18 protein-coding genes are annotated in these 16,788 nt (G+C 42.9%); 6 read left to right on the forward strand and 12 right to left on the reverse strand.

All coding sequences use genetic code 11. The annotated features are described in order from the left end of the window. Positions 1 to 38: 38 nt before the first annotated feature. From MUS1_RS01625 to MUS1_RS01665, 9 genes are all read right to left on the reverse strand, one after another. On the reverse strand, positions 39 to 1,277 hold the full coding sequence (locus MUS1_RS01625) for a cystathionine gamma-synthase family protein (RefSeq protein ID WP_211236406.1): 1,239 nt from the start codon (positions 1,275 to 1,277) through the stop codon (positions 39 to 41). 120 nt (positions 1,278 to 1,397) lie between these two features. Further along, positions 1,398 to 2,321 (reverse strand): 5-oxoprolinase subunit C family protein, encoded by a 924-nt coding sequence (locus MUS1_RS01630; RefSeq protein ID WP_036158173.1) that lies wholly within the window; start codon positions 2,319 to 2,321, stop codon positions 1,398 to 1,400. Continuing rightward, positions 2,311 to 3,024 (reverse strand): 5-oxoprolinase subunit PxpB, encoded by a 714-nt coding sequence (pxpB, locus tag MUS1_RS01635; protein ID WP_036158176.1) that lies wholly within the window; start codon positions 3,022 to 3,024, stop codon positions 2,311 to 2,313. The genes MUS1_RS01630 and pxpB overlap by 11 nt, the downstream gene beginning before the upstream one ends. Before the next feature lie 8 nt (positions 3,025 to 3,032). Then, entirely contained in the window at positions 3,033 to 3,779 is a 747-nt protein-coding gene (locus tag MUS1_RS01640; protein WP_036158179.1) for a 5-oxoprolinase subunit PxpA, read from the reverse strand. Between the two features lie 32 nt (positions 3,780 to 3,811). Then, on the reverse strand, positions 3,812 to 5,119 hold the full coding sequence (locus MUS1_RS01645; RefSeq protein WP_036158181.1) for a TRAP transporter large permease: 1,308 nt from the start codon (positions 5,117 to 5,119) through the stop codon (positions 3,812 to 3,814). Then, on the reverse strand, positions 5,119 to 5,637 hold the full coding sequence (locus MUS1_RS01650) for a TRAP transporter small permease (RefSeq protein ID WP_211236407.1): 519 nt from the start codon (positions 5,635 to 5,637) through the stop codon (positions 5,119 to 5,121). The genes MUS1_RS01645 and MUS1_RS01650 overlap by 1 nt, the downstream gene beginning before the upstream one ends. Before the next feature lie 168 nt (positions 5,638 to 5,805). Continuing rightward, complete coding sequence (locus MUS1_RS01655) at positions 5,806 to 6,768, reverse strand: TRAP transporter substrate-binding protein (RefSeq protein ID WP_036158184.1); 963 nt, start codon at positions 6,766 to 6,768, stop codon at positions 5,806 to 5,808. Between the two features lie 105 nt (positions 6,769 to 6,873). Next, positions 6,874 to 7,674, reverse strand: coding sequence for a putative hydro-lyase (locus tag MUS1_RS01660; RefSeq protein WP_036158187.1), 801 nt, complete (start codon positions 7,672 to 7,674; stop codon positions 6,874 to 6,876). A 91-nt stretch (positions 7,675 to 7,765) separates the two neighbouring features. Next, the gene (locus MUS1_RS01665) at positions 7,766 to 8,686 is read right to left on the reverse strand and encodes a LysR family transcriptional regulator (protein ID WP_051436041.1); all 921 of its coding nucleotides are present in this window, start codon (positions 8,684 to 8,686) and stop codon (positions 7,766 to 7,768) included. 199 nt (positions 8,687 to 8,885) lie between these two features. Between MUS1_RS01665 and MUS1_RS01670 the strand changes: the two genes are divergently transcribed. The 5 genes from MUS1_RS01670 to MUS1_RS01690 are packed head-to-tail and all read left to right on the forward strand — an operon-like array spanning position 8,886 to position 13,694. Further along, entirely contained in the window at positions 8,886 to 9,950 is a 1,065-nt protein-coding gene (locus MUS1_RS01670) for a TRAP transporter substrate-binding protein (protein WP_211236408.1), read from the forward strand. Positions 9,951 to 9,955: 5 nt separating this feature from the next. Continuing rightward, on the forward strand, positions 9,956 to 10,486 hold the full coding sequence (locus MUS1_RS01675; RefSeq protein WP_036158190.1) for a TRAP transporter small permease subunit: 531 nt from the start codon (positions 9,956 to 9,958) through the stop codon (positions 10,484 to 10,486). Beyond that, positions 10,486 to 11,766: a TRAP transporter large permease gene (locus tag MUS1_RS01680; protein WP_036158193.1), complete on the forward strand. Its 1,281-nt coding sequence runs from the start codon at positions 10,486 to 10,488 to the stop codon at positions 11,764 to 11,766. The genes MUS1_RS01675 and MUS1_RS01680 overlap by 1 nt, the downstream gene beginning before the upstream one ends. Before the next feature lie 8 nt (positions 11,767 to 11,774). After that, a complete protein-coding gene (locus tag MUS1_RS01685) occupies positions 11,775 to 12,428 on the forward strand; it encodes a DUF2848 domain-containing protein (protein WP_036158197.1) in 654 nt (217 codons plus the stop codon). A 3-nt stretch (positions 12,429 to 12,431) separates the two neighbouring features. Then, the gene (locus MUS1_RS01690) at positions 12,432 to 13,694 is read left to right on the forward strand and encodes an amidase family protein (RefSeq protein ID WP_051436042.1); all 1,263 of its coding nucleotides are present in this window, start codon (positions 12,432 to 12,434) and stop codon (positions 13,692 to 13,694) included. Positions 13,695 to 13,716: 22 nt separating this feature from the next. On the opposite strand, the gene MUS1_RS01695 is transcribed toward MUS1_RS01690, so the two are convergent. Then, on the reverse strand, positions 13,717 to 14,625 hold the full coding sequence (locus MUS1_RS01695; RefSeq protein ID WP_036158200.1) for a LysR family transcriptional regulator: 909 nt from the start codon (positions 14,623 to 14,625) through the stop codon (positions 13,717 to 13,719). A 181-nt stretch (positions 14,626 to 14,806) separates the two neighbouring features. Here MUS1_RS01695 and MUS1_RS01700 point away from each other — a divergent pair, with 181 nt between their 5' ends. Next, entirely contained in the window at positions 14,807 to 15,394 is a 588-nt protein-coding gene (locus MUS1_RS01700) for a DUF502 domain-containing protein (protein ID WP_036158204.1), read from the forward strand. A gap of 72 nt (positions 15,395 to 15,466) precedes the next feature. On the opposite strand, the gene MUS1_RS01705 is transcribed toward MUS1_RS01700, so the two are convergent. Continuing rightward, positions 15,467 to 16,048, reverse strand: a complete 582-nt coding sequence (locus tag MUS1_RS01705; RefSeq protein ID WP_036158208.1) for a YceI family protein — start codon at positions 16,046 to 16,048, stop codon at positions 15,467 to 15,469. Next, on the reverse strand, positions 16,045 to 16,614 hold the full coding sequence (locus MUS1_RS01710; protein ID WP_036158210.1) for a cytochrome b: 570 nt from the start codon (positions 16,612 to 16,614) through the stop codon (positions 16,045 to 16,047). Before MUS1_RS01710 ends, MUS1_RS01705 begins: the two co-directional genes overlap by 4 nt. Positions 16,615 to 16,788: the final 174 nt, after the last annotated feature.

The following is a 16,788-nucleotide window of genomic DNA, read 5'->3' on the forward strand; positions in this document are numbered from 1 at the left end:
GGCTTTTCTTCAGTTCGTTCTTATCTAGTGAGGCATGGTTAAAGTTGATCTAAGCCAAATTGGAAGCTTTCTAATAGATCATCAGTGTCTTCAATGCCGATAGAGCAGCGAATCATTTGTTCACTGATGCCTGATTTAGCGCGATTTTCTGGCCCCATTTCATAGAAAATAGTGCTCGCCATTGGCAAGGCTAAGGTTCGATTATCCCCTAAGTGCGTGGCGTTGATGGTGATGTCAACGGAATCCAGCAACTGAGCGCAATCGTAGCCGTCTTTTAAATCGAAACTTAAAATGCTGCCATAATGCCTGAACCAATCGGTCGCTTTGTCATGTTGAGGGTGCGAGGTTAATCCTGGGTAGTAAACGGCTTCGACTTTTTCATGAGTTTCTAATAACTGAGCCAAAGCAAGTGCGTTTGCGCAGGATCTGTCCATACGTAATGCCATGGTTTCTGAACCAACCGCAATTTGATAAGCACCATCAGAGCTTAGTGTACCGCCCATATCTCTTAAGGCTTTTTTCTTAATCTGAGTCAGTCCCCACTTATTCGCTTCGCCTTTTCGGTAAGCATCAAAGATATTAGGGTAAGTAGACCAATCGAAGAAACCTGTGTCCGTTACTGCTCCGCCTAAAACTGTGCCGTGACCACAAAAGTATTTAGACAAGCTGTTCATTACCAAACTGGCTTTAGCGCGAATTGGTTGGAACAAATACGGCGAGGTCATGGTGTTATCAACTAGGTAGACCAAACCTTCTTGTTCACACCAGTTGCCGATGGCAACCAAATCTGAAATTTGTGTGCCTGGATTAGCAATGGTTTCGACAAATACCATCAGCGTATTGTCTTGTTTCGCAGCTATCACATTGTCTGCATCTGTTGCGTCAACCAAGGTGACTTCAATGCCGAAGTTTTCTAAGGTGGTGATTAAGCTATAGGAGTTTCCAAACAAAAAACGACTGGCAATTAAATGGTCGCCACTTTTCAATAAAGTCAGGAAAATCGCACTCAAGGCGCCCATTCCTGTGGCGAAGACTAGGCTACCAATACCCAATTCAGTTTGCGTAATCATTGACTGCAAACTGTCTGTGGTAGGTGTCGCCTGACGTGCATAACTATGACCAGAGGTTTTGCCTTGGAAGACGTTTTCTAAATCTTTTGTGCTCTTATAACCGTAAGGTACAGAGTTATAAATCGGCGTATGGATTGGGTTATCGTTATGGTCCAATTGGCGGTCATGGTGGACTATATTACTAGTGAAACCTTTTAACTTTATCATTTTTAATCATCGCCTTTAATCTTTGAGAAATGGCTAAGACTGTCCTACTTAGCTTGATTTAACACCATGATAATATGGTTCTAAATAGGATACTAGAAAAGTTAAAAGGCCGACTCCTCACTAACGCCATTGGGCGAGTCTCGACATTTGGAGATGTCGTTCGCGTTCAGCTTGGTCAACCGTGATAGGCGTAAACTGAATCACATCACCCGGTTTTTGTTGAGATAAGGTACCGCCGCCGTAGCGCGTCACACAGCCTATTTTCGGATAACCGCCAATGGTTTGTCTGTCTCTTAGTAAAACAATCGGCTGCCCGTCTTTAGGCACTTGAATCGCGCCGTAAGCAATGCCTTCTGAGATAATCCCTTTCAAATCACTGGTAATGACCTTGCCTTCTAATCGATAACCCATGCGGTCGGAGTTGCCCGAAACACGGTAATCGCTGGAAAAAAAGTTAGCACGTTCTAGCGTCGAAAAAGACTCATATTGGTAACCCAAAATGACAGGGATTTCTGTTTGACCATAATTAGGAATGGCCAATCTTGGTACCGCGCGGTCTTGATGATTAGAAAAAGGCTGATATTTGAGCACGTCGCCTTTTTGCAATTTATCGCCTTTGCCCGTTAATCCGCCAATCTTTTCACGCATAACAGTCGCAACACTGCCCAACGTAGGTTCGCACAAAAAACCACCTTTGACGGCGAGATAAGCACGCAAGCCCCAAATCGGCTGGTGGAATGCGAGAACGTCGCCTTTTTTAATGGCGTAACTACGCCAAGGTGAAATGCTTTTGTCGTTTAAAGTAGCACCAAGGTCTGCGCCTGTAATGGCGATGCTGGTATCAGCTTGCGCTTCTAAAGAAAACATACCGAATGTTATTTCAATTTGTGCGCTATTGGTGTCGTTATCGAGTAAAGCATTGCTCCAACGGAACGCCATTTCGTCCATTGGTCCGCCTGTGGTTAAACCAAGGGATTGATGCCCATGACGCCCTAAATCTTGAAGCAATGCCAGTAAACCGGGTTTGATTACTTTAAAAGCCATCGAGCTGACCTCCTAATACTAAAAATTCATCTCTTGAGATGGGCTCGAATCTGACTGAATCCCCCATGGCGATCAAGGCAAGGTTCTCACTTCCCCAATCCACGAGCTGTACTGGCGTGCGGCCAATAATCTGCCAGCCACCCGGCGTGACGCTTGGATAAACTGCGGTTTGGTTCTCCGCCAGCGCAACGCTGCCAATAGGAACTTTTAGTCTTGGTGTAGTTTTTCGTGGAACATGAAGTTCTTCTGGTGTGTTGCCTAAAAAGGCAAAACCAGGAGTGAAGCCGATAGCATAAGCGCGGTAAGTGGTTTCACTGTGACGCTTGATAACGTCTTCCATACTCAGCTGACAATGTTCAGCAACGTCCTGAATGTCGGGGCCAACTTCTGGTCCGTAATACACAGGAATCACGACTTCCCGTTTGTCTTCCAGTGCGAAGTCATTTGGGTCAATGGCTTCGATAGTTTGACGAATGGTTCTACAAATTGTGAAACGGTCGCAACAATCGTCGTTGAACACCACTAACAAAGTCGTATAAGACGGCACTAAATCCACAATGCCATCTAACGATTTTAAGTGTTGCGTCACTTGTGCAATGTAATTGGAGGTGGTTTCGCTAATCACCTGACAAAAACTCAGCAGACAAGCCTGATTGCTGACCATTTCAATGTTCGGGAATGCTATTGGGTTTACAGTGCTCATGTTGAGTTCTAGCTAGCCTTGTTCAAACGGTCGACCAAAGTACGGATGCGAGTAACGGCTTCTAACGCATGTTCGCCATCGCCATGAACGCAAATCGTATCGGCATGAATTGCCAATGTTTTGCCTGATGCGGTTGTGAGTGTGCCGTTTTCGCACAGCTGTTCAACTTGCTTCTCGATTAACTCAAAAGTCGCGTGAACGGCTCTTGGTTCTTTACGAGGAGTAAGACGGCCTTCGTCTGTGTATAGACGATCAGAGAAGGCTTCAAACCACACATCAATACCGTATTTCTTCGCCATTTTTTTGATTTCTAGCGCTTCAGGAACCGCCATAACCATTAATGGAATGGTGGCGTCTAGTTCACTCACGGCTTGCATGACGGTTTCTAGAACAGAGAAGTCAGCCATCATTGTGTTGTATAACGCACCATGTGGTTTTACGTAATCCACCTGAGTATTCTGGCTTTCGCAGAGACCTTTTAACGCGCCAATTTGATATTGAATAATGGCTTTCAATTCCGTAGGAGCAATATCCATATTACGACGACCAAAGCCAACCAAATCTGGATACGCGGGGTGTGCGCCAATCGTTACATTATTCTGTTTTGCCAGAGCAACGGTTTTTGCCATGGTTAAAGGGTCAGAAGCATGAAAGCCGCAGGCAATGTTTGCCTGATCCACAAACGGCATAATCTTGTCGTCTAAGCCCATTTTCCATGCGCCAAAGGCTTCACCCATATCGCAATTTAATTTCATGTTAAGTACCTATTGAATCAATTAATTGGTGACTAATTTTGCGACATGGTTGCCGGTAAATAAGTCACAATTTCTGGAAAAACGCTGATCAAAAGAATCGCCACACCAATCAACAAGAAGAAAGGCAGCGCGGCTTTTGCAACATATAAAATATTTTTTCCCGTGAGCGCTTGAATAACAAAGAGATTGAAACCAACGGGTGGTGTTATCTGGGACATTTCGACCACTAAAACGATGAAGATACCGAACCAAAGTAGATCAATGTTTGCAGCTTGAATCACAGGCAAGATAACCGCAACCGTCAGAACGACAACGGAAATACCATCTAAGAAACAACCCAAAACTACAAATAGAACCGTGAGATACAAGATCAATTCCATTGGAGACAGTGACATGTCGCCGATCCAAATTGCCAAGGCTTTTGGAATGCCTAAAAAGCCCATGGCAAGGGTTAGGAAATGCGCCCCGACAAGAATGAAACCAATCATACAAGAGCTTTTTACGGCACCGAGTAAGCTCTCCATAAAGCTATGACGGCTTAAAGAACCGGTAAAAGCCGCTAGAATTAATGCGCCAGTAACACCGATTGCCGCGGCTTCTGTTGGCGTTGTTAGGCCGCCATAAATAGAGCCCAAAACAAAACCGATTAAGCCGACCACTGGAAGCAACTTGCGTAAGCCTTTAATTCGAGCTGCCCAGCTGGTTTCGTGACCTGTGGTTTTTGGTAATTCGTCTTTGTGTAAATGGCCCCAAATCATAGTGAAACCCATGAACAGAGACACCAATAATAAACCTGGTAACGCACCCGCAATGAACAAACGAGAAATAGAAACTTCGGCAGCAACGCCATAAACAATCAAGATAATGGAAGGTGGAATCAGCAAGCCCAATGTGCCAGAGCCAGCCAATGTGCCTATTGCCATACGATCACTGTAACCTTGCTTACGAAGTTCTGGCAGCGTCATACGACCGATGGTCGCCGCAGTTGCCGCAGAAGATCCAGACACCGCCGCAAAAATACCGCAGCTCAAAATGTTTACATGAAGCAGTTTGCCTGGAACGCCACCTAACCAAGGAGACAAACCTTTAAATAAATCTTCAGATAAGCGTGTTCGGAATAAGACTTCGCCCATCCAGATGAAAAGTGGTAATGCGGTCAAAGACCAAGCGGTACTGGCGCCCCAACTTGATGTCGCGAAAAGCAGGTCGATCTGGTAATTTTCGGATAAAACAAGCCCTAAGCCGCCAATGGCTATCAGGGTAAACGACACCCAAACACCAAGACCTAATAAAGCGAGTAAACCAAATCCTAATAAGATTGAAATCCACATCATATCCATTAGATTTCCTCCAACGACAAGGCGTCTTCTTGTTTAACATAATCTGGCTGCTTGCCTCGAATAACGTCGATCCAAGCGTCTAAAATAGCCAAAGTCAAAGCGATTGCGCCGACCGCAACTGGTATTTGAGGAATCCATAAAGGCACAGGCACATAACCGTAAGAGACTTCATCGTAAATGTAAGACTCGTACACCATGAATGAACAGGCGTAAGACAAATAGCACATTAAGGCCAGTGAAAAGGTAAGGATGAGGCCTTCTTGTATCTTCCGAGGAACAGGAGAAAATCTTTGTATAACAAGAGTAACGCGAATATGACCGCCTTCTCTAAAAGTATAAGCTAAACCTAAAAAGGTCGATGCAGCGAGGGCAAAGCCTGCGAAATCTTCGGCAGAGGGCACAATAAAACCGAAGAAACGTCCGACGATTTGCGCCAGCAGTATTAAGGTAATAATGACGATGCAGAGGCCAGACAACAGGCCAGAGCATAGATAGAGTTTTTCTTTAATTCGGCTCATAGTATTCACTTTCTTAGAATAGAGGAGGAGTTTAAGCGTATTGTTATTGAAATACTGAGTCTTAAAAAATACTGCCTAGCACTCTATAAATCTATAAGATTTATGAATGCTAAACAGCAAAGGGAGGAGCATACAAATAGTTACTTATCTAATAACGACGAATAAATACTAGTTTTCGTAGTTACCAAGAATCGTACCTACATCTTTTGGTGATTCTTTTTTCCATTCTTGAGTCATTGTTTGACCAATCACTTGTAATTCTTTAAGCAATTGTGGAGAAGGCTCAGTTACGACCATTCCATTATCAATTAAGATCTGTGTGTCTTTGTTTGCTCGAGCAACCACTTTCGCCCAACCGTCTGCTTCTGCGTGTGCAGCGGCATCCATGATGATTTTCTGAGTGTCTTTATCTAGACGACGGAATGATTTTTTATTGGCTACAATGATGTTTTTAGGTACCCACGCTTTGATGTCTGTGTAGTGGTTAACATAATCCCATGCTTGGCTTGTTACACCCGTTGAAGGCGATGTGATCATGGCTTGGATAATACCAGTACTGAAAGCTTGAGGGATATCTGGGTTTTGAATCGTTGTTGGCGTTGTTCCCATTAGATCCGCTAGACGTGACGATGATGGGCTGTAAGCTCGCATCTTAGAACCCGCTAAGTCAGATAGGCTGTTTACAGGATCTTTGCTGTAAAGACCTTGAGCAGGCCAAGCGACAGTGTATAAAAGAACCATGCCGTCTCTATCAAGGCGTTTTTCTATTGCTGGTTTAGCGGCTTCCCATAATTTTTTAGCATCTTCATAAGTTGTTGCTAAAAATGGAATGTTGTCATGCTTATAAATAGGGTTTTCATTGCCTAGAATACCTAGGAATATCTCGCCGACTTGTACTTGTCCAGATTTCACTGCACGTGGAATCTCTGTATGTTTTACCAAAGAAGCACCAGAGTGAACGGTAATGTCTAGTTCGCCTTTAGTTTTGTCTTTGATTTCTTGTGCAAAATCATAGGCAATTTGAGTTGGTAGGTTTCCGTCACCGTATGGTGTTGGCATGTGCCATTTTTCTGCAAAGCTGGCAGTGGAAGCAAGTCCACCAATAAGTAATGCGCTAGTGAGTTTCAACATAGTTTGATTCCTTTTTTTCGTTCATTTTTGTTATGTATTACGCAGTATTGTTTCTGCGCTGTGTGCCGTTTTTTGTCCTGATTTGTTTTTACACGAAAACAAGTACTAAAAAACAGCGAGATCGGTATCTAAAATATCTGTAATGAGCATTTTACCTGGTGCATGAGTAATGCAAATAGGCGGTTTTGCGTTGCGGATAACGGCTTGTGGAGTCACACCGCAAGCCCAAAACACAGGTACTTCACCTTCTTTTATTGTGACCGCATCGCCGTAATTTGGTTCGCTTAAATCACTAATGCCAATAGCTTCTGGTGAACCAAAATGTAATGGCGCGCCATGAGCTTTAGGAAAACGTGTGGTGATTTGTATGGCACGAATGGCTTCTTTTGGAGTGTAAGGTCGCATGGTGACAACTGTGTTACCAAAGAAACGTCCGGCTGGTGTGGTTGCAATATTGGTATCAAACATAGAGACGTTTACGTCTTCTTCTATGTTTCTTGGTGTTAGGCCGGCTTTTGATAAAGCGTTTTCAAATGAAAAGGAACAACCTAAAACAAAGGCGACCATATCGTCTTGCCATAAATCTTCAATGTCTGAGCGACTTTCGACTTTTTCACCGTTGCGATAAACATAATATTCTGGAATGTCATGGCGCATATCAATGTCATTACCAAGTTCTGGCATGGCAAAACTGCCGATTTCGGAAACGCCAATCAATGGGCAAGAGACCGGGTTTTTCTGGCAAAAAAGTAAAAATTCGTTTGCCCAATCCGCGGGTAAAATAACCACGTTGCCTTGCATGGCGCCTTCAACTAACCCGCTGGTGACGCCAGTGTGCTCTTTACGGCGAATAGATTGACGCAGTTCATAGGTTTGTTGCAGTAAAGGTGATGTAAATTGTTTCATTGCAAAATTCCTTACTCTTTCCATATTGGATTTCTTAAGAGTAGGTGCTACTTGTATGAAAAGTCTAATCGTGTTTTTTTTGGTTATTTGATCAGTTTTTTTTATCAAGCGGTTGGCTCACCTTCTTTTTTTGGTTTGATTTTGTTCTTTGGTCATATTCATCCGCTACTTTTTTGGCCAGTTTTGCAACTTGATAAACAATAGGATCTTTAGGGTCATTTAAGTAAGACGCCGTGAACATAAGATCATCCGGTGTCCAGCCAGGATCAAAGGAAATAAGGCGGTTGGTTTCGATAAAGCGTTGCGCCAGTTGTATTGGTAAAACGCCAACGCCAATGCCAGACGCAATCATTTCAAAACTTGTAGAGAGGGATGTCGAAGGAAACACCTGCCCAATTTCACGATAACGAAGCATTAAAGCTGACATTAATTCTTGGTAAGGTTTGGATAAACGAGAGAAGGAGATGATTGGCGTGGTTCCTAGGTCTTTGTCTTCTGTCGTTGGATGGCAAAACCAGCCTAACTTAAAGGAAGGCAAAGAGACGTTTTCTACATTGCCTTCTGATAAAGGTCCCATTAACAAGACTAAATCCATGTTTCGGGTAAGTAGTTGATCGCGAAGGTTGAGAGTGATATCGACAGATAATTCAACAACGAGCTTTGGGTAACTTTTTCGCAACGCAGATAAAAATTCAGAGAGCCAAGATTGGGCGATCGTTTCTGAGACACCTATTCGCAGCGTACCTTTTATTTCTTCCGATGGTGTGAGCTCTGCTCTAATTTGTGACAAGTGGCTTTCAATTCTTTCCGCATGTGAGCGTAGCAATAACCCTTCTTTGGTGAGCACGACACCACTTTTTTGGCGATCGAAGAGTTTAATGCCTAATTCATCTTCTAAGGCAGAGATTCTTGCTGAAATAGCAGGTTGAGATAAGTTCATTTCATGGGCGGCTTTCCTCACTCCGCCTAATTTAGCGACCCTAAGGAAGGTTTTTAATTGATCGAAGTTCATGTTTTTTCTCTTATTTTTAAAATTAGGCTGGATGGGTGATCTGTTTTTTTTATCACTTTAGAAAGAAAATAGCGAATTGACTTTATCGCCCTCGCGTTCAACACTGAACTTAGCCTCTTCAAAGATGATCCTTATTTTATCTTTTGAGGTACATAAAAAAGATTTGTAAAAACAAATTCACAAAAGATAGGACACGAACATGATTAAACAAAATTTCCTTATGAAAGGTATTCCTTTGGCTGTACTTGGTGCTTTGGCATCAGGTCAAACGCTTGCTGATGAATCTCTTTCTGTTGTTGGTAGCTGGAGTAGTCTTCCGCTTTACAAACAATATGAACAGCCTTTTTGGACAGATATTCTGCCAAGTGAAAGTAAAGGTAATTTCGAAGTCGTTATGACGACCCATGACCAAATGGGCATCGGCACAAGTGATGTATTCCGTATGTTGGGTGATGGGGTTTTTGATGTTGCTATGACATCAGGTGATTATGCTGTTTCAGATGCGCCAGAACTAGAAGGTTTAGATGTTCCTTTGTTGGCAAGCTCAGCAGCACAAGCAAAAAGACTAATAGAGGCTGCTCGCCCTATGGTCGATGAAATTTATGAAACAACATTCAATTCTAAAGTATTGGCGATAGTTCCTTATCCTCCTCAAGTGGTTTTCTGTAAAGGCGATGTCTCGTCAGTATCTGATCTTGCTGGTTTAAAAGTTCGAGCTTCTGGTCGTATGACAGCAAAATTCCTAGATGCATTAGGCGCACAGAGTGTGAATATCAGTTTTGGTGAAGTCCCGGGTGCTTTGCAGCGTGGTGTCGTTGATTGTGCGGTAACAGGCGCAGGTTCTGGTTATAGCGCTGGCTGGTGGGAAGTATCTGATTCCTTGATGACATTGCCATTGGGTGGTTGGGATCCTGTTGTAACAGCGATCAACCTAGATAAATGGAATGATTTATCAGCGAAAGATCAGGCTTTCTTAGAAACGGCAGTGGCCGAGAAATTTGAAAAAGCAGTTTGGGATACCGCACAAGCGGAACTTGATCAAGATGTTGCTTGTTTAACAGGGAATGGCGATTGCGCAAGAGGTCCGAGTCACAATATGACATGGGCTGAGCCGAGCGCTGATGATATTTTCGCAGCTAAGCGCATTCTTATCGACACGGTACTGCCTGAATGGGCTGAACGTGCAGGGAGTGAATGGGTACAAAAATGGAATGCAAGCGTTGGTAAAGTAGCGAAAATTAAACTCGCTGTTCCTGGAGAGTAATAACCATGTTGCACATTATTGATTGGTTAAAGCGCATCAATAATGGAGTGGCGGTTGCCGCAGGTCTAGTATTACTAGCCTGCGTTCTCCTCATTCTAATTGATATTCTATTGCGTGAATTTGGCATTAGTTTCGGTGGCTCAGAAGAAATATCTGGTTATGTTATGGCGGCAGTTTCCAGCTGGGGAATTTGCTACGCATTAACTGAGAAAGCACATGTACGTATCGATGTTATACGAAATAAAGGTGTAGCAGCAGGACGCTCTATTTTTGATCTTATAGCGTTAGCAGCCACCTCGTATGTTGCTGTGTATGCTGCGTATTATGTTATGCCAGTAGTAGAAAAAACGTTAAAACGGAATTCGCTTGCGAATACTTCATTAGAAACCCCATTAATTATTCCTCAATCTATCTGGATGGCGGGGTGGATCTGGTTTGCGATCACTTCCTGCGTATTGCTGGTTTGTGCTTTTTGGTTGGTGATTAAACAAAAACACAGTCAAGTTAATGACATGATTGGTACGGAGACAGAGTAATGCTTCCTTTTACGTTTTTTGGTCTTTTAGGACTGCTGGCTTTATCTATTCCCGTTGGTGTTGTGCTGTTTTTATTGGCCTTCGGTATTGATTCCTTTTTTAGTCCTTTTCCTCTAATGAGAGGGTTGGGACAGGTTTTATGGTCTTCCTCTAATCACTCAACGCTTATCGCGATTCCTTTGTTTGTTTTGATAGGTGAAATTTTATTGCGCAGTGGTGTGGCGCAAAAAACCTATAGTGCGCTTAATGCGTGGGTTTCTTGGTTACCAGGAGGTTTGATTCACGCCAATATTGCGACGGCAACTATGTTTTCCGCGACGTCTGGTTCGTCTGTAGCGACCGCAGCGACTGTCGCCACTGTGGCAACGCCACAGGCTGAAAAACTCGGCTACGATCAGCGTTTATTTACGGGCTCTATTGCTGCTGGTGGTACGTTAGGGATTCTGATTCCGCCTTCGATTAACTTGATTGTTTATGGTTTCTTAACAGAAAGCTCCATTCCGAAATTGTTTCTAGCTGGCATTGTGCCTGGTATCAGCATGGCGCTGATGTTCATGATAGTGACGGTGATTATTTGTTCTTTATGGCCTCGTCTAGGTGGGCCAAAACAGTACAGTACTTGGAAAGAAAAGATCGTTGCATTGAAGTCTCTTTTACCAGTGTTACTTTTGTTATTCAGTATTGTCGGCTCCATTTATCTGGGCTGGGCGACACCAACAGAAGCGGCAGCGATTGGTGTATTGATCTCGTTTGTCCTTGCTGCGGTATACAAAACCTGTTCGGTGAAAATGCTGAAGGACAGTTTGTCAGGCACGATTCGAATCACGGCGATGATCATGATGGTGGTGTTAGGTGCGTATGTTCTTAACTTTGCTTTAACCGCTGCTGGTGTTGGTCGAACGTTACAAATGCTGTTGGAAGGGCTTGGCCTTAGCGCATTGGCGACCTTATTGATCATCGTAGTGATGTATATCGTGTTGGGTTTCTTTATTGAAACTTTATCTCTAATGGTGGCGACAATTCCTATCGTTGTGCCAATCATTGTTCAGTTGGGTTACGACAAAATATGGTTCGGAATTTTGATGATTATTTTGGTCGAAATGGCATTGATTACGCCGCCCGTTGGACTGAATTTGTACGTGGTTAACTCTGCTAGGAAGAATGGCAAGATCTCAGACGTGATTGTAGGCAGCTTGCCTTATGTCGGTGTGATGATGCTGATGATTGTTTTACTCATAGCCTACCCTAGTATTTCTCTTTATTTACCTGATAATTTTTAAGGAACATTATGCTTTTCACTGTAAATGGATCTGAACAATCAATTGAGATCAAACACTTAGTGGTTGCTGGCTGGACAGCGCGTAATATGGCGTCTGTACAAGAGCACATTGATGAATTAGCTGAAATTGGTGTTGCACCACCATCCACTGTTCCTTTGTTTTATCGTGCTTCTAATTTGCTGGTAACACAAGAATCAATCGTTGAAGTGTTAAGTGCTGATACCTCTGGTGAAGTAGAGCCTTTGATTATTAAAGCGGACGGTAAGTTCTATCTTGGGATCGGGTCTGATCATACGGACCGTAAATTAGAAGCCTATTCTGTTGCGCACTCTAAGCAAGTATCGGCAAAGCCTGTTTCTACGGAGTTGTGGGATTTTGAGGAAGTAGCCGGTCATTTAGACGACTTACTGATCGAATCTTGGGTAGATGAAGGCGAAGGCTGGGTACAGTACCAAAAAGGTTCTTTAGCGAATATTCGTCCTTTGACAGAGTTAATTGAGAAAGGCAATTTAGCTGAAGGCAGTGCAATGCTTTGTGGCACTTGCCCAGCGATTGGCGGTGTACGTCGTACGGAGAAATTCAAAATGAGCATTCATGATCCGATTTTGAGTCGTACCATTGAATGTGTATACACAACCAAAGAATTACCAATAGTGAGCTAACCTATGTCTCAATCAAAGCAGATGGGTTTTCCTTGGCTGAACAGGGATTTAAAAGCGCAGTGGTCAGTTGTCTTAGAGACGGTTCAACATAAAGGGCGAAGTGTTTTCACTGAGTTATTTGAATACCAAACACCACAAAAAGGGCCGTTAACCGGTTCGATTATTTCTATCAAAGATTTGTTTGATGTTGCGGGCTATAAAACACAAGCAGGCTCTATTTTTATTGATGATAAAAAAGCGACAACGGACGCAGATGCTGTTGCAGCATTACGTGATGCTGGTGCGTCGTTTATCGGTCATACGAATATGACGGAGCTTGCTTACTCTGGATTAGGTTTGAATCCACATTACGGAACGCCAGATAATCCGATTATTTCTGGTCGTATTCCCGGCGGTTCAACCAGCGGAGGTGCGGTATCAGTTGCACTTGGTATTGCCGATGCGGCGCTTGGTACAGACACTGGCGGTTCATTGCGTATTCCCGCGGCGTTTTGTGGCGTAACCGGGTTTAAACCATCAGCACAAACTGTCTCTCGCAAAGGTGGCTTACCTTTATCTGATGAATTGGATTCTGTGGGCCCGATTGCAAACAGTGTGGAAGAGTGCGAATTGCTCTGGAAAACCTTGTCTGGCACGCAAGATGCGAAAAACCATACGGATCTTTCTCAACTTACCTTAGTGGTTCCAACTAACTTTGGTATGAACGAGTTAGATCTGCAAGTTGAGCAAGGTTTTGCAGAAGTGTTAGTTCGTCTTGAAGCGAGCGGCGTGAACATCGAACACCGTTTTGTTGAGGCGTTAGAGGACTATAAAACGTTACCGATTTGGCAATTCTCTGCATTTGAATGTGATGCTTACTATGGTGAGCGTTATGATTTGAATTCGGTAGCAATGGATCCTAGGGTAGCTTCTCGTGTGGCTCGCGCTAAGACAATGAATGCCGATGATTTTACACAAACAAAAGCGTCGAGAGAGGCCTTTATTCAAGGTGTTGTGAGCCAAGAGGAGAATACGGTTTTCTTATTGCCAACCGTTGCGGTGCTTGCACCAAAATTGGCAGACCTTGAAGAAAATGCAGAATACGATCGTTTGAATTTATTGTGCTTGCGCAATACGACTTTAGCGAATGTGCTGAATGGTTGCAGTGTTTCTTTACCATTTCGCTATCAAAACGAGCCAATGGGGCTCATGCTGACGGCAAATAACGGTATGGATCAGCCGATCTTGGATTTAGCAAAAGTATTAGAAGCTTCTATTAATAAATAGAAGCTTCTAATTTTTTCTGGCGTTAATCTGAACCTTGATTTTTACTGTATTCTTGTGCGGCTTTGACGGCAATTTCGGTTGCCACTTCAGCTAGAAGGTTGAAAGGCTCGTCGGAATAAGATGCGGTAAACGTAAGGTTGCTTGGTGTCCAAACGGCACGAATTTTACGTAAACTCCCTTCTTCCAGTTCTTTCGCTATCATGATGTTCGGCAGTGTTGATATGCCCACGGCGTCAATTGCCAAACTGCGAGAGGCCGCCAGCGATGTTGATGCAAAAAAATGCGCTGGTGGTCCGTCTAATTCTCTAAATTTTTGATTGATTTCAATATAAGGTTTAGTAGCTCGAGCGTAAGTGATGATCGGCCATTTGACTAACTCTTCGAGGTATAGAATACGATCAGGTAGATCAAGTTTTGGGCTGGCTGCCCATGAAAGTGCGAAAGTACACAGCTCACGATTGACTATGTTAGGCTCAGAAATCGGCCCCATTAATAACCCCAAATCCAAGGTTCTGTCTTGAATGCCTACCGACAGGTTAGTTGTCACATCAACTGTCATTTCTACATCTAAGTTTGGCATATCTTGATGCAAGCGAGATAAAAACGCAGGTAACCATGTGTTGGCGATGGTTTCCGATACCCCTAAACGCAATACGCCAGAATAGGCGGTAGATATTTCAGCCCGTTTTCGTAATTGTTCCGTTTGATACAGAATTTTTTCCACGTAAGGCAGCAGCTCTTTGCCTTTTGATGTCAGCATAATCGGACTAGAACCCCCTTCACGTTCAAACAGTTTGACGCCAAGTTCAGCTTCTAACCCTGCAATACGAGCCGAAATGGCTGGCTGTGTAGTGTGAAGGCGCTCAGCGGCTTTGCGAAAATTGCCTAATGAAGCAACCCATACAAAGGTTTCTAAACGTTTGTAGTTCAAGATAAGACTCCAATAAGCAGTGAAACATGGGGAAATATGTATTTATAGGCGAAAGAGTATAAGGCCTGTCCAATTTGAGCAATCTTTTCGTTAAGAGAGCTGAGAGTCTTTGGTCTGAATCAAGGCATGCGCTATGCTGTGAATCAGTCTAAAGAGATATGAACATAGGAAGATAAGCACAATGAACAAATTAGTGTCTTTATTATTAAAAGGTTTGGTTGCCGTTTTACCCATTGGTTTGACTGTCTACTTAATTTACTGGTTATTGGCGACAGGTGAAAAACTCGCTCAACCACTCTTATTGTGGTTGATTCCAGATAGCATTTATTTTCCTGGTTTAGGACTCATTGCCAGCTTAGGGATTTTGATCTTAATTGGCTTCTTGGTGAACCTTTATGGCGTTCGTTATTTGGTTAAATTAAGTCAGAATGTTTTTGAACGCATACCACTGGTTAAATCCATTTATGGTGCTTTTAAAGATATGATGATGGTGTTTAATCTGTCTGAAAAGAAAGAGATGAAAAGCGTTGTTTCCATTGAGTGGAATGGTGCTCAAGTTATTGGGTTTGTGACGGGTGAAAAAACAGGACAAAGGCTGTTTGGTGGCCAAGATTTAGTGGGTGTTTATGTGCCATTGAGTTATCAAATTGGCGGTATGACTTTTTACATTTCCCGTGATCGATTAACAGAATTAGATATTGGCGTTGAAGAAGCCATGCGATTAGCGTTAACGGCAGGTGTTCAAAGCGGTCCGAAAACGGAAGACTGATGTTTCATTGGCTTTAATGACACAGAATAAAAAGGCCTCACGTCTGAACGACATGAGGCCTTTTTAAATGAATTATTTGCTCTCTTTACCTTCGAAGAACATATTTATGGTGAAGTCATTCGTGCCAATTTTTTTGGTATCGATATTGAAATCAGCAAACTTTAGATCAGCAGAGCCTTCAAATCCTGCGCGATAATCACCCCAAGGTGATTTGCCTTCGCCAATAAGAGCAGCATCAAATGAAATGGCTTTTGTGACGCCATGTAAATTCAAATCACCATTCACTTTTACTTTTCCATCGCCCATGTCTTCAATACTGGTGCTTTTAAACGTTGCTGTTGGGTATTTTGAAGCGTTTAAAACGTCTGAACTCATTATGTGCTTGTCACGCTTAGCGTGGTTGGAGTCAAAGCTTGTTGTCTGAATGGTTACTTCAATACTGGAATCATTGATCTTATCTTTGTCGTATTCAAAGCTGCCAGAAAAGTCGTCAAATCGTCCTTTTACCCAGCTGATACCAAGGTGACTGACTTTCACATCAAGCTGTGAGTGAGCGCCAGATCTAACGTCATCAATCACGTAAGTCGCAGCAGTCGCAAAACCACTTGTGGCAATAGCGAGTGAGAATAGGGTGCTTTTAAGTAATGTGTTCATTGCTTCTCCTTAATTCCTAATAGTTTTGTCAAGGTTGAGTCTTTATCAATAAAGTGATGTTTTAACGCGGCAGCTGAGTGGAGAACCACTAAACCAATAAGCGCAAAAGCTGAATAATAATGTACTTCCCCAGCGTAAGTTGCCTGATTTTCGAAAAATTCTTGCGGACCGGGAAGTACAAACCAATCAAATATATTTATGCCTTGTCCGCCTGCATAACTAATCAGCAGACCAGAAAATAAGATGATGAATAACAATGAATAGAGCGACTTATGTGCAATATGACTGACGGTGTTGATAAGGCTGCTGTTGGTTTTAGGTGGCTTGGGTGTTTTATTGGTTAAGCGCCAAATAACGCGAAATACCATGAGCGCCAATACTATAAGACCGATTGCTTCATGAATCTGTGGTGCCAAAGTATAAAATGAATCGTAGTAGCCTAAATCCATCATGTACAAACCTAACGCAAATAAACCGACGATAGGTAAAACAAGTAACCAATGAATAACGATAGTCATCCAACCCCATTGGGAGTCTGTATTTTTATAATGCTTTATCAAGCTCATAGATCACCAAGTTAAACCCATCTTTATTAGTCGAACTTTTATACAATAAATTAGACTAATACTTAAACAATGAGTTCCTATGTTTTTGCTTATCCTTAATTGATTCTTTATTTCTGAAAGGAAGCGAAGGTGGATCTTTTACGAGAAGTCATTGGTGTCGGGCTCAATATTCTT

This window comes from Marinomonas ushuaiensis DSM 15871 (genome assembly GCF_000521805.1).
GTDB lineage: Bacteria > Pseudomonadota > Gammaproteobacteria > Pseudomonadales > Marinomonadaceae > Marinomonas > Marinomonas ushuaiensis.

Coding starts and splice junctions, on each gene's coding strand:
- MUS1_RS01625 (WP_211236406.1), bottom strand. CDS start 1,277: ATGATAAAGTTAAAAGGTTTCACTAGTAATATAGTCCACCATGACCGC.
- MUS1_RS01630 (WP_036158173.1), bottom strand. CDS start 2,321: ATGGCTTTTAAAGTAATCAAACCCGGTTTACTGGCATTGCTTCAAGAT.
- pxpB (WP_036158176.1), bottom strand. CDS start 3,024: ATGAGCACTGTAAACCCAATAGCATTCCCGAACATTGAAATGGTCAGC.
- MUS1_RS01640 (WP_036158179.1), bottom strand. CDS start 3,779: ATGAAATTAAATTGCGATATGGGTGAAGCCTTTGGCGCATGGAAAATG.
- MUS1_RS01645 (WP_036158181.1), bottom strand. CDS start 5,119: ATGGATATGATGTGGATTTCAATCTTATTAGGATTTGGTTTACTCGCT.
- MUS1_RS01650 (WP_211236407.1), bottom strand. CDS start 5,637: ATGAGCCGAATTAAAGAAAAACTCTATCTATGCTCTGGCCTGTTGTCT.
- MUS1_RS01655 (WP_036158184.1), bottom strand. CDS start 6,768: ATGTTGAAACTCACTAGCGCATTACTTATTGGTGGACTTGCTTCCACT.
- MUS1_RS01660 (WP_036158187.1), bottom strand. CDS start 7,674: ATGAAACAATTTACATCACCTTTACTGCAACAAACCTATGAACTGCGT.
- MUS1_RS01665 (WP_051436041.1), bottom strand. CDS start 8,686: ATGAACTTCGATCAATTAAAAACCTTCCTTAGGGTCGCTAAATTAGGC.
- MUS1_RS01670 (WP_211236408.1), top strand. CDS start 8,886: ATGATTAAACAAAATTTCCTTATGAAAGGTATTCCTTTGGCTGTACTT.
- MUS1_RS01675 (WP_036158190.1), top strand. CDS start 9,956: ATGTTGCACATTATTGATTGGTTAAAGCGCATCAATAATGGAGTGGCG.
- MUS1_RS01680 (WP_036158193.1), top strand. CDS start 10,486: ATGCTTCCTTTTACGTTTTTTGGTCTTTTAGGACTGCTGGCTTTATCT.
- MUS1_RS01685 (WP_036158197.1), top strand. CDS start 11,775: ATGCTTTTCACTGTAAATGGATCTGAACAATCAATTGAGATCAAACAC.
- MUS1_RS01690 (WP_051436042.1), top strand. CDS start 12,432: ATGTCTCAATCAAAGCAGATGGGTTTTCCTTGGCTGAACAGGGATTTA.
- MUS1_RS01700 (WP_036158204.1), top strand. CDS start 14,807: ATGAACAAATTAGTGTCTTTATTATTAAAAGGTTTGGTTGCCGTTTTA.
- MUS1_RS01705 (WP_036158208.1), bottom strand. CDS start 16,048: ATGAACACATTACTTAAAAGCACCCTATTCTCACTCGCTATTGCCACA.
- MUS1_RS01710 (WP_036158210.1), bottom strand. CDS start 16,614: ATGAGCTTGATAAAGCATTATAAAAATACAGACTCCCAATGGGGTTGG.